Annotated in this window: 10 protein-coding genes; all 10 read left to right on the forward strand. The window is 44.2% G+C overall.

Annotation, left to right across the window (positions count from 1 at the left end; genetic code table 11):
* The first annotated feature begins 66 nt into the window (after window positions 1-66).
* The gene (tgt, locus tag LZG74_RS23275) at window positions 67-1,200 is read left to right on the forward strand and encodes a tRNA guanosine(34) transglycosylase Tgt (RefSeq protein WP_233798904.1); all 1,134 of its coding nucleotides are present in this window, start codon (window positions 67-69) and stop codon (window positions 1,198-1,200) included.
* A gap of 220 nt (window positions 1,201-1,420) precedes the next feature.
* Window positions 1,421-2,875, forward strand: a complete 1,455-nt coding sequence (locus LZG74_RS23280; RefSeq protein ID WP_026631887.1) for an OmpA family protein — start codon at window positions 1,421-1,423, stop codon at window positions 2,873-2,875.
* A 103-nt stretch (window positions 2,876-2,978) separates the two neighbouring features.
* On the forward strand, window positions 2,979-4,082 hold the full coding sequence (gene glf / locus LZG74_RS23285; protein WP_233798905.1) for a UDP-galactopyranose mutase: 1,104 nt from the start codon (window positions 2,979-2,981) through the stop codon (window positions 4,080-4,082).
* Between the two features lie 139 nt (window positions 4,083-4,221).
* Window positions 4,222-6,552 carry a tyrosine-protein kinase family protein gene (locus LZG74_RS23290; RefSeq protein WP_233798906.1) on the forward strand — a complete coding sequence of 777 codons (2,331 nt, stop codon included), beginning with the start codon at window positions 4,222-4,224 and terminating at the stop codon, window positions 6,550-6,552.
* A gap of 31 nt (window positions 6,553-6,583) precedes the next feature.
* Window positions 6,584-7,588, forward strand: coding sequence for an N-acetylneuraminate synthase family protein (locus LZG74_RS23295; RefSeq protein ID WP_233798907.1), 1,005 nt, complete (start codon window positions 6,584-6,586; stop codon window positions 7,586-7,588).
* Window positions 7,585-8,724, forward strand: coding sequence for a UDP-N-acetylglucosamine 2-epimerase (neuC, locus tag LZG74_RS23300; protein ID WP_233798908.1), 1,140 nt, complete (start codon window positions 7,585-7,587; stop codon window positions 8,722-8,724). The genes LZG74_RS23295 and neuC overlap by 4 nt, the downstream gene beginning before the upstream one ends.
* Entirely contained in the window at window positions 8,724-9,446 is a 723-nt protein-coding gene (locus LZG74_RS23305) for a cytidylyltransferase domain-containing protein (RefSeq protein ID WP_233798909.1), read from the forward strand. The genes neuC and LZG74_RS23305 overlap by 1 nt, the downstream gene beginning before the upstream one ends.
* Window positions 9,416-10,801, forward strand: coding sequence for a CDP-glycerol glycerophosphotransferase family protein (locus LZG74_RS23310; RefSeq protein ID WP_233798910.1), 1,386 nt, complete (start codon window positions 9,416-9,418; stop codon window positions 10,799-10,801). The genes LZG74_RS23305 and LZG74_RS23310 overlap by 31 nt, the downstream gene beginning before the upstream one ends.
* Window positions 10,789-12,192 carry an O-antigen ligase gene (locus LZG74_RS23315; protein ID WP_233798911.1) on the forward strand — a complete coding sequence of 468 codons (1,404 nt, stop codon included), beginning with the start codon at window positions 10,789-10,791 and terminating at the stop codon, window positions 12,190-12,192. Before LZG74_RS23310 ends, LZG74_RS23315 begins: the two co-directional genes overlap by 13 nt.
* Window positions 12,185-13,150 (forward strand): glycosyltransferase, encoded by a 966-nt coding sequence (locus tag LZG74_RS23320; RefSeq protein WP_233798912.1) that lies wholly within the window; start codon window positions 12,185-12,187, stop codon window positions 13,148-13,150. Before LZG74_RS23315 ends, LZG74_RS23320 begins: the two co-directional genes overlap by 8 nt.
* Window positions 13,151-13,289 lie beyond the last annotated feature (139 nt).

Here is a 13,289-nt window from a genome sequence, read left to right on the forward strand (position 1 = left end):
AGGTCATTGTCAGCAATGTTCGAGACCTTAACCCTATTTTTGCACACCACAATTTAAAACCTTTTAATGAAGTTTACATTACAAGTTGAAGATCCCGCGTCGAAAGCCAGGGCGGGATTTATTGAAACAGATCACGGGACTATTCAAACACCCATATTCATGCCCGTCGGCACTGCGGGGACTGTGAAAGCTGTTCATCAGCGCGAACTGAAAGAAGACATAAAGGCACAAATCATATTAGGAAACACCTATCATTTATACCTGCGTCCGGGCCTGGACATTCTGCAAAAAGCAGGGGGACTACATGGCTTCAATGGCTGGGACAGACCTATTCTTACTGATAGTGGCGGTTACCAGGTTTATTCACTTGCGGGCACGGGCAGAAAGATCAATGAGGAAGGTGTGGTATTTAAGTCACACATTGACGGTGGCGTACACACATTCACCCCAGAGTATGTAATGGACATTCAACGGATCATCGGGGCAGACATTATCATGGCTTTCGATGAATGCACGCCTTACCCCTGCGATTATGAATATGCACGCAAATCCATGGAGATGACGCACCGCTGGCTGGGACGCTGCTGCACAAGGTTTGACAGTACAAACGACTTGTACGGCCACAGCCAAACGCTTTTTCCGATTGTGCAAGGAAGTGTTTATAAAGATCTTAGAACACAATCTGCAGAAACAATTGCTTCATACGGACGTGAAGGAAATGCAATTGGCGGCCTTTCGGTAGGCGAGCCGGCCGAAATCATGTACGAACTGACAGAGGTCGTTTGTGACATCTTGCCGAAGGATAAACCGAGATATCTGATGGGTGTCGGAACGCCGGCGAATATACTGGAATGCATTGCCCTGGGCGTGGATATGTTTGATTGTGTAATGCCTACCAGGAACGCGCGTAATGGCATGATTTTTACGACAGAGGGTGTAATCAATATTCGCAATGAAAAGTGGAAGGATGATTTGTCACCGTTAGACGCAGGACTTGGAGGTTATGTAAGTTCGTTTTACAGCAAAGCTTATCTCCGCCACCTTGTTAAGTCGGATGAAATGCTTGGCGCGCAAATTGCCAGTGTACACAATCTTACTTTTTACCTGTGGCTGGTCAACAGTGCGAGAGAGCGGATTATAGCTGGTGATTTCCTTCCCTGGAAGGCGGAAATAGAAAAAAAAATAAATCAACGGCTTTGAAAGTTCATAAAAGGAAGTTTCTTTCGGGTAAAATTTGATTGAAAAGCAGGAAAGTTTTTCAATTGTATCTAGTTCGGTTGATTAAATGATATTGTTAACCTATTTTTGTGCCCACTAGGCATTTGGTTAAAGTAAGTTTGGCCATGAATAAATACATCTTTTACTCATAATTGACTATAGATCAATCCTAGTTAATCTTAATAACGCTAACTTGAATAGTATGAAAAAAGTATCCCAGTTGATTTGTTCGTTTGCCCTGGCGGCAATGATGGCGCTGCCTTCATTGGCACAACCACTAGAGCAGCCGAATTCTCCGGATTACAATCCCAAAGCAACCTATGATGGCCCCTACAAATTGAACACATGGTCAATTTCTGCACACATTGGCCCTTCTATGTTCTTCGGCGATTTGAGAGAATATGATTTCTGGCCTGTAACGAAAACAACTTCGGACAGCCACAAAGAATCCGGTACTATTCAAGGAGGCTTGACATTAAACAAACAACTTTCATATTTATTCGGTGCAAGACTTGATGCTTCTATCGGTAATTTGAGAGGTATGAAACGCCGCAATTACAACCGTTACTTTGAAGGCAACTATTTCGATGTTTCTCTTGCAGGAACAGTTAATCTTAAAGGTCTTTTAATGGGACCAAATAAGATGAAAAGATGGAAAGTTGACGCATATGTGGGTGTTGGTCAAGTATTCTACGACGCAACTGCATATGACCTGACAGGCGGTGTTAAACTTCGCGAAACAGGAAACATGAACGACTGGATCATTCCTACAGGTCTTAATGTGAACTACGAAGTAACTAAGAGAATTGACATCGGTCTTGACTTCCGTTTGAACCATACAAACTCTGACTATATCGATGCAACTTACGGTGGTGACTATGACAGAACCCCAGGCAGCTTTGATATCGCAGATCAAAAAACTTCCCGCAAAGGAAATTCTGAGCTTGACAGCTACGGATACGGATCGGTTCAGGTAACTTACAAATTGGGTAAAAATCCATTGAAAGTTGCGAAAGTTGACGGCAAATGGGATTACAAGCCAGAAGAAGGCGGTTACTACCACTTGCGTTACACAGATCCTAAAGTGTTGATCAAGCCACCAAAAATTCTTACACTTGAAGAAATGGACTCAGTTGCTAAGGCAAACCGTCCTAAGGATATCGACCCAAGATTGTTGCTTGATACAGATGGTGACGGTGTTTCTGACTTCTTCGATAAAGAGCCTAATTCACCAGCTGGAAGCATTGTTGACGGTGGTGGTCGCGTTCTTGACTTCGACGCTTACGTTAAAAATGCACTTAAAAATGGTGCAGCTTGCGCAGAGATCTTTGCTAACGTAATGTTCGATACAGATAAAAATACGATCAAGCCTGAGGCGCAAGAAATGCTTAAAAACGTAGCTCGTTTGATGAACTTGAACGGATGCCGTCTGCAACTTGCAGGTCACACAGACCGTCGTGCGACAGATCGTTACAACATTGCTCTTTCGAAACGTCGTGTAGATGCAGTGAAGAACTTCCTGATCAACGAAGCTGGTTTGACAGATCCTAGCAAAGTGATTGTTGACTACTTCGGTTCATTCAAACCAATAGCTGACAGCGCGAAACGTGAAGGTCTATTGAAAAACCGTCGTGTAGAACTTAAACTTCTTCCATAGAAGTTAACGATAAATTGAAAAGAGAAAGGCTCCTGATGGGAGCCTTTCTCTTTTGATAACACCTTAAAAATTCATCTCAACTATTAATTAGGGCATACAAACAATGAAACAATACGATTATCTGATCGTTGGCGCAGGGCTATGGGGTTCTATTTTCGCACACGAAGCAACTAAGAGAGGAAAGAAGTGCCTGGTTATCGACCGCAGGAATCACACAGGAGGAAATATTTTTTGTGAAAATGTAGAAGGAATTAATGTTCACAAATACGGTGCGCATATTTTCCATACGAATGATAGAGACATTTGGGACTATGTGAATTCATTTGTGGAATTCAACCGCTACACCAATTCGCCGGTAGCCAATTTTAATGGAGAGCTGTATAACCTCCCATTTAATATGAACACTTTTTACCAATTGTGGAAAGTGAAAACGCCGGAAGAAGCGAAGGAAAAAATTAAGCAGCAGGTGGAAGAAGCTGGTATAAAAGACCCGCAAAACCTGGAAGAGCAAGCCATTTCGTTGGTAGGAACAGATATCTACCACAAGCTGATTAAAGCATATACAGAAAAGCAATGGGGCAGAAAAGCCACTGAGTTGCCTGCCTTCATCATTAAGCGCCTGCCTGTCCGGTTTACTTTTGACAATAACTACTTCAATGATCGCTACCAGGGCATTCCTATCGGCGGTTATAACAAACTCACCGAAGGTTTACTGGAAGGCATCGAAGTTAGAACAGGCGTTGACTTTTTCAAAGAGCGCGAAGCGCTGACAGCACTTGCGGAAACGGTTGTTTACACAGGCCCGATTGATGAATATTTCGGCTTCCAATTCGGGCAGCTTGAATACAGAAGCTTGCGATTTGAAAACCAGCTGCTAGATCAGGAAAACTACCAGGGCAATGCGGTGGTTAATTATACTGATGGCGAAACACCTTTCACAAGGATTATTGAACACAAGCACTTCGAATTCGGAACACAGCCTAAAACGGTGATAACTCATGAATTTCCACAGGAGTGGGAAAAAGGTTCTGAGCCATATTATCCGGTAAATGATGATAAAAACTCCGCCATTTTTAGCCAATATAAAGCGCTTGCAGAACAGGAGCCTAACGTAATTTTCGGTGGTCGTTTGGCCGAGTATCGTTACTATGACATGCACCAGGTTGTAGGATCAGCATTAAAAAAGGTGAAAGTGCATTTCGACTAAGAAAAAATTTAACACTTAAATCCCTGATCTGCTGATATATAGCGGGTCAGGGATTTTTATTTTGCCTTTTTTCGAAAAAAATATTCGTTTTCGAGTGACCGATATCTTGCTCCTACGTCTAAACTGAAAATTAGACCATATGCAGGAGAAGCGATTGGAACACATTACGAACATCAACAAAGGAGACTCGGCAAATGTCAAAAAAGCGCTGACATTACTAAACGATGTCAGGGACTACTGGCATTGGGTAACCGTTTCGCTCGTATTCAGTGTAGCTTTCGGACTCCTTTATCTTCGCTATAATACGCCTCAATTTCTGGTAAAAGCATCAATTCTGGTTCGTGATGATGCGAAGGGCTCAGAATTTGGAGATGCAGCATTCCTGGAAAGTATGGGGTTGTCGTCCATGCAAAGTAGCGTGGACAATGAGATTGAAATACTGAAAAGCAGGACGCTTATGGAGAGCGTCGTGGAGGATCTGCAACTAAATGTCCGATACTACTCCACCGGACGCGTAAAAACCACTGAACTGTTCAAGAATTCGCCTTTCAGATTAAGATTTGTAAGCCAAGCACAGCATTCCAAAAGTCCACCAGGCACCTATGTTGTGACGATTGGAGAGAGGGGTCATTATAAGCTTCAACTTGGTTCGCAGACATTTACTGGTATTTTTGGAGATAGCATAGCCCTTCCCCATGGCCACTGCATAGTATACCGCACTTCTCACCTGCTAGATACCCAAGATCAGCATTCGATCGTGATTCAGGACCCGCAGATCCTGGTTGATCATTACAGAAAAGCGCTCATCATTGCGGCTACCAACAAATTTGTCAGTACCGTAAACCTTTCGCTTACTGACGCAATTCCTGCAAAGGGAGAAGCCATTCTGGACAGGCTGTTACGGAATTATTTCAAAGCCAGTATTCATGATAAAAATCGTGTTGCTGACAGCACCATTGCATTTATTAATCAAAACCTCAATCAAGTTTCAGTCGAGCTGACGGATAGTGAGAAAGCGATTGAGCGGTTTCAAAGTTTACATCATATCACTGATTTGAGTGAAAACGTCCGGCAGCTTCTAAATCAATCGGCTGAATACGGGCGCGATAAAAGCAAGTATGAAGTTCAGGCGAGAACGGTCGATTCCTTGCTCCAATTTCTTCATGCCAGTCCGCAACATATCATTCCCACTCAGCTTTTAATTCAGGACCAAGGCTTCCTATCCATTGTCGAAAAATACAATGCAACTCAATTGGCCTTTACGAATGATCTGGTAACAATGCATGAATCGCATCCGAATGTCCTGGGTTTGAAAGCGCAGCTCAACCGCCTGAGACAAGATTTGATTGCCAATCTAAATGCCCAACATGGTGATTTGCGGATAGGAATGCTGGCTATGAGCAGCTATAATGATGAGGTTCAACAAGAGTTAAAGCGTATTCCTGCAATTGAACGGCTCTTATTTGAAGCGAGGAGGCAGCAGCAAATTAAGCAGGAGCTCTACATTTTGTTGCTGAAAAAAGGCGTAGAAACTTCCATTTCAAGATCGTCCACGTTTGCCAACGCACGAATTATCGACAAACCCAAAGCTGGTCCCGAGCCTGTTAAACCGAATAAGCAATTGGTTATGCTGATGTCCGGCTTTATCGGCATTGGTTTACCGCTGGCAATTATTCATTTAAGGCACATTCTCAACACCAAAGTCACAGGCAGACATGATTTTGCTGATCTTCTTAATATCAGCTTGCTAGCCGAGATATCTCATAATTATAGCTTAGAAACAAGTGTTTACTCAAATTCGCAGAGTCGTATTGCCGAGCAGTTTCGGGTTTTAAGAACCAATGTACAATTTCTTTCGGCGCCTCAACAAAATCAGGTTATTCTGTTAACATCCAGCATGGGCGGTGAAGGGAAATCTTTTATTGCCGTTAACCTATGCGGTTCGCTTGCACTCACAAATAAGAAGGTCTTGCTTCTGGAACTCGACCTGCGCAGGCCGCGGCTGGCGAAGGACCTCATGCTGAAAGAAGAGGGTTTCACAAATTACATTTTGTCTGATGTAAATTTCCAGGAATACATCCAGCAACCGTCTTCAAAACATCCGTTTGCGTTCATCACAGCGGGCAGCGTTCCACCCAATCCCGCGGAATTACTAGGCTTACCAAAAGTGGATCAACTGATTAGTTCACTAAAAACGCGATACGACTATGTCGTTTTGGACACGCCTCCAATAGGATTGGTGACAGATGCCCGCTTGCTGAGCCATTTGGCCGACATGTCCTTATATGTCGTTCGACAGCAATTTACATTCAAAAGCCAGTTGGAAATTATCAAGGATATCCAGGATGCCAAACAGTTGCCCAGCCTGCATTTGATATTGAATGACACGAAGGAAATGCCTGGATACAGTTACGGTTATTACAAACAAGAGAAACGTCATTTGTTCAACGCTATAAGGCGAAAATCATAACCTATCATTATATCAAATCATCGATCACACTATGCAAAACAACATTTACATGATGGCGGAGATCGGCCAGGCGCATGAAGGGAGCTTGGGGCTGGCACACTCCTATATTGACGCGCTGGCATCGAGCGGCGTTGACGCTATCAAATTTCAGGTTCACATTGCGGAGGCGGAAAGCAGCATTCACGAGCCGTTCCGGACAAATTTTTCCTATAACGACCTTTCCCGGATGGATTATTGGAAAAGGATGGAGTTTTCCGAAGAAGAATGGGCAGGCTTAAAGGCACATTGCGAGCAGAAAAATCTGGATTTCGTGGCGAGCCCGTTTTCCATCAGCGCAGTTGGATTGTTGGAAAGAATTGGCGTTAGCAGGATCAAGATCGGATCCGGGGAAATGAGTAATCTTCTGCTACTTTCCTCCGCTGCAAAGCTGGCAACCGAAATGACGCTTTCCTCCGGAATGAGCTCCCTTGCCGAGCTGGACAGCGCGCTAGCGGCGGTGAGGGGCAAATGCAAGCTTTCACTATTGCAATGCACATCGTCCTATCCTACCGGCCCGCATCAGTGGGGATTGAATGTGATCCCTCTTCTGAAAGATCGTTTCCAGATCCCGATTGGGTTTTCTGATCATTCGGGAGACATCTATGCTTGTCTTGCAGCGGCTGCCACGGGCGCCGAGATTCTGGAATTTCACGTCACCTTTGATCAGAGAATGTTTGGCCCTGACTCCACGTCTTCCATAAATATTGATCAGGTCAAGCAGCTTGTAAAGGGCGTCCGGCAGATTGAAACGGCAATGAAATATCCGGTTGATAAAGCTGATAGTTCAGAGTATGCAATGTTGAAGACGACTTTTGGTAAGTCACTGGCAGTCAATAATGACTTGGACACAGGTCACATTTTGACGTTGTACGACCTGGAAGCGAAGAAACCAGCGGGATATGGTGTGTCGGCTGCGCATTTTGAAACGGTCGTTGGCAGGCAGTTGCAGCGCGATCTTCCTAAGTGGTCATTCCTGAATTTCAGTGATTTGCTATGAAACGAAAAATTTGCGTAGTAATCACAGCAAGAGCCAGTTATAGCAGGATCAAAACACTTCTAATTGCTATAAAAGCGCATCCGTTACTCCGGCTGCAACTCGTACTTACCGGAAGCGGTCTGCTGGATAAGTATGGCGGAATGCAAAACCTCCTCGCACGGGACGGTTTCAGGAACATTATAAAGGTTTCCAACCTGCTCGAAAACGAAAATACCACGGCTGCTGCAAAGACAACCGGGCTGGGAATCATTGAATTGGCTTCTGTATTGGAAAATATACGGCCAGATATCGTGGTAACCATTGCCGACAGATACGAAACAATGTCTGCTGCGATAGCCGCTTCCTTTATGAACATTCCCCTGGCGCACGTACAAGGTGGCGAAGTGACCGGCAACATTGACGAGCGTGTGCGGCATGCAGTTTCCAAGCTCGCGGATATGCATTTCGTAGCAACGGCGTCTGCCCGCGCGCGCCTGATTGCTATGGGCGAAAATCCAGACAAAGTATGGCATACGGGCTGCCCGTCCATCGACCTTGCGATACAGGCGAAGAGTGATGCCTCCCCGCAATTCGACTATGAATGTGGCCATTTAAAATTTCCCGCGAGCAAATATCTGGTGGTTATGCAGCATCCGGTGACGAATGAGGGCGGGTTGATTAAGGATCAGTTTAAGGGTTTGCTTACGGCCGTTGAGGCGCTGCAAATTCCAACATTCTGGTTTACTCCCAATGCAGATTACGGAGCCGACTGCATTATGAAAGAAATCCAGCGATATAGCGAAACAACGAAGAATCACAAGATCCATTTTCTGCGAAACTTAAATCCAGAAACATTTTTAAAGCTTATTACACATTGTGCATGCCTCGTCGGAAATTCCAGCACAGGCATCAGGGAGGGATCATTGCTGGGCATTCCGGTTGTGAACATTGGCAGCAGGCAAAGCGGCCGGGAAAGATCCTGCAATGTAATTGACGTGAATTTTGATCCCGAAGCAATCATAGAAGTAGTGCAGAAACAGGTTGCAAACGGTCCTTACAAAAGCTCATTCATATACGGCAATGGAAATGCGGGGCTACAAATTGCCGATTTGCTGGCCACAGCGGATTTAAACACACACAAACAAATCACCTATTAATGGATTCTAAATCAATACTAGCCATCATTCCCGCCAGGAAAGGTTCCAAGGAAATCCCGGGGAAAAACATGAGACTGCTTGCCGGCAAGCCCCTTATCCAATATTCGATCGAATCTGCATTGGCATCCGAACTTCTTACCAGGATTGTCGTATCGAGTGATTGTGTGGAAACCATTGCTTTTGCAAAAAGTTGGGAAGGCGTGGAAGCGCCGTTTGTGAGGCCCTCTGAACTGGCGGCTGACGACACGCCATCGTTGGAAGTGGTAAAACACGCCGTGAACTATTACAAAGAACAACAAACGGAGTTTGACTACATATGCCTGTTGCAGCCCACCTCGCCATGTCGGACCTGGGATTTGATCGATCAAGCCTTTGCGCACATGCTGGAAACGGATGCGGATAGCCTGGTAACCATTAGAAAAATCCCGGAGAAGTACCATCCACTTTGGGCACTTGGTGTAACCGGCAACGCATTGCAACGGGTTGTGCAGCATGAAGATATGCCCACGCGACGACAGGAGTTGCCTGACATTTTTTGTCGGGATGGAAAGATTTACCTCCTAAAAACCACCCTGCTCGCCAAGGATCTGCTGATGGGCGGGAAAATGGTTGGCTATGAGGATAAAAGTTTACCCGATATCAACATTAATACACCGGAGGACTGGGAGCTCGCTGAAATCTTTTTTAAAATATGGAGGAAGCAACAAAGCAACGTCTCTTAATTCTCGTAACCAACAGTTTTGCGGCTATGAATATCATTCACAGCGGTTTGATTAAAAGATTGGGAATTAAATATGACGTTTATATCATGTCAACGATGATCCTTACTGCTGAACTAGCCGAGATTAACAAGCATTTCAATCTTCACGTGAAGCTAATTCATGTAGATTTTCCACGTGAATCGGCCTGGCTTTGCTATCTGAGAAAAGTAGAAAAGGCACTTTTTGCTTATCATTTCAACATTATCACTCAGACTATTAAGTACCAAAATGAAGAGAAATGGAAAGCATTGCTGATTCGAAAGTTGCTTTGGATTCTGAGCCTGTTGCACATTACTAAAACTGCCTTATGTACATTAAGACGGCTTATTATCACTCTCACATCTTTCTCAATCAGGTTAAAACCTCTCCTCTCCTATCATTTCAAAGGCGTAATTTCCTCGTCGCCGTTGGATTTGAGAGAAAATCAGGTCGTAAACTTTCTTGGAAGACATCATGTCAAGTCACTGGCAATGATCATTAGTTGGGATAACCTGACCTCCAAAGGCCTTATTAACGCTGACCATAATTGCACATTGGTCTGGAATGATTTCATGAAAAACGAGTTTCTGCATTTCTATTCCATTTTTAAGTTGAAGCAGCCAAAAGTTGTCGCTACCGGCATTCCGCGATTTGACTGCTATTTCCAGCATCGGTCCGAAGCATACTATGAGCGCGCTAGAAGACTTTTCAATGTAAAAAGCGGCAAATTTATAATCCTGATCGCTACGAGTGCCAATCGGCATTTTCCTAATCAACTGGAAATCATAGAAGACGTGCTACAATTTGCAAGAGGCGAAAACAACGTGCATGTCATCATTCGATGCCATCCGGGGGATGGTGCAAATGCTTATGCGCACATAGCCCGTGAGCAATTTGTCACATTATGGCATCCTAAAAACCTGCCTGCGAAGAACCGTGAATTGTTTTATAATTGGTTTCCTGAGCTGGACTTTCTGCATTCGCTAGCTCAAATGCTGCGGATTTGTGATGTGTGCGTTCAATTTGCTTCCACGATGAAACTGGATGCTGCGGCTTGCAAAAAACCTGTTATCAGCATTGCTTATGATGGCAAAATCCCACTTCCCTATCACCAATCCGTACAAAGGCTTTACGATTATGCGCATCAGGTTCCGCTGAATGCTTTGCAAATAGACAAAGTCGTGACAAACCGACAGCAATTATATAATGCATTAAAAACCAGCTTGCAAGACACAGATCACCAAGAAAAGCTTGCAGCCATTGCGCCATTCACACATTTTACGCAATGTGAATCGGTGGATTTCACTGCTAAAATCATTGCCGAATGGCTCGACTAGGAATTCAAGCAGCAATGTACTGGCTGGCGGCATGCATGCTCGTGTTGACTTTAGGAAAGTTGTTTGAGCAAGTTTTGCTTTTGGGTGAGGATGAAATGCAAACCGCTCTGGTCCTCGCATTCTACATTTACTGCATTATCAGTCTGCTTTCCTCCTCCAAACACAAGCTTTTCCACGTGCTTGCCATTCCGGTTTTCACGCAGTTTCTACATTTATTTCAAAAATATGCATTTACTGCAGGTGCCAATTCATTTTGGCGGTTAGTGCCCTTTGGAATCCTGAGCTGCTATTTCGCTTATTTCTTCCTTCGAAAACCCGTTTCTCTGACTCAGGGTGAAAAGCTGTTTCTGTTTTCCTGGATCAATATTCAGGCATTCTTTCTCCTGATTTCACCGAATTTCGCAAACATTGTTGCTGGTGGATTTTTGTTCTATTTGATAGTGCTACCATTCTTTTTCATTTACCTGAAACAAGTAAGCACAGCTATTGACTTTGCTGAAAATCTGGAACTTTATCTTTGCGCCTTATATATTATTCTTGGCATCGGGACTTTCGGGTTAGTCGTTGCCGGAGCCAGCTACATGGGCTCAGATAACTTACTGGCGACCCGGAACATTACCGATACGAATGTCACAATGGCGTACTTCATTCTTCTTTGGCCATTTGTATTGCTTTATGCTTCCCGGCGTGCATTAAATAGCTTGGTCAGACTGGCGCTTTCTGCAATCCTGCTCAGTGTGGTCGTATTCTCATTCTCCCGCGGTGCCGTCCTGTTGATCATTCCCTATATAATACTGACGTCAATACTGGCCGGAAATCATTTTCGGTTCTGGCACTTTTTGCTCTTGGCTTTCGGGATAATCGGTTTTGTCCCGGATCTTCTTTCTCAATACCAGGACTCCGATATGGCATATTTCTGGACATTAAGATTTGGCGATTCGCTGGCGACAGATTCTCTTTTTGACAAGCTGCAGGAGATCAGCGGACGGGCTGAAATTTATGAAATAGCCTATCATTTATTTCTTCTGAAACCGCTAACCGGCCACGGAACCGGGAGTTTTGAAACGCTGGGCCCAGGTTACCGCGAAGCGCATTCGATGTTTTATACATTACTCGCCGAAAATGGAATGCTTGGTCTGGTTTATTTTTACGGCTTGTTTGTTCGCCTGCTGATCCAGCTTATTTCCGTATGCAAAATGGATAGAAAGCTGGGCTTGTTGTTGGTCAGTTTCGCCTTTTATCTGATTTACAATCACACAGTTGGCAGTGTTTTCGTGATCCTGCCAGCAAAGAGCGTGACGATCAATTGCCTGGCTCCTATCCTGTTAATGTGCATTTATTTCTATTCTCAACATGTTCAAAAAGCGCATATTGGATTAGCAGATGAATAAGGTGCTGATCATTGGGCGGCTTCCGCCACCGATTGGAGGGGTAACCATGCATGTAAGCCGGTTAATTGAACATTTACCACGAAATGGATTCGACTGTTTCACCTTTTGTGATTTCAAAACTGATAAATGGGCGAACATTATCAGGAAAATCATAAGGTATCGAACCATTCACCTGCATGCATCCAACCCCTATTTTCAGTTGCTGTTTGCCATGCTATGTGTCCTGATAAGGAAGCGGCTGCTTCTGACTTATCATGGAAACTGGGGACGATATCGTTTTGCGGGGAATTGGGCAGTTCGCGTGTCCGCCTTCCTCTGCGCAGTGCCGATTGTCCAGAACGATGAAAGTTTGACAAAAGCCAAATGTTGCAATCCCAACGCGCTGCTCATCTTCACATTCATCCCGGCTGCCCGCATCATTCCACTGGACCCACAATGTGCGCAGCAGCTAAGCGACTTCCGTAAACGCTTTGAATTTTTGTTTTGTACAAATGCATGGAATCTGGCTTTTGACAAAAACGCAAAGGAAACTTACGGAATTTCGCAGATCATTAACAGTATCCGTAATGTAAATTCTGGTGGCCTGGTCATCTCCGATCCTTCCGGTAACTATCGACCTTTCATCGAAAAATCCTTCGGGATCGTTCCAGAAAATGTACTATTCATTGACGGTCCGCATGATTTCATGAATATTTTGCGCGTTTCAGACGCATTTATCAGGAACACAACCACGGACGGGGTTTCGCTCTCCATATACGAAGCACATGCTTGTAATGTAGTGGTGCTGGCTTCCAATACCGTTTCCAGAGCTCGCTTTTGTGTTGTGTATGAGGACATTGCAACCATTAACCTGGTCGCGGAACTTAAGAGAGGGAGAATTCGCTTGCAAAACGAATGCGAAACGGAGGAAACGAACGCAGTAAGTAAGTTAATCGACCTTTATCAGCAATATATATAATTGAAAACGAGGTGGTTGTAAAAAAAACAAAGGCATAGAAAAATTTCCATGCCCTGTTTCACACTATACACACACTATATTTTTATTATCTATATAAACATCTGATAATTTCTCCGATAACTTTCAACACCGCAAAATA

Origin of the sequence: Dyadobacter sp. CY327 (assembly GCF_021390415.1) — a bacterium.
Classification (GTDB): Bacteria; Bacteroidota; Bacteroidia; order Cytophagales; family Spirosomataceae; genus Dyadobacter; species Dyadobacter chenhuakuii.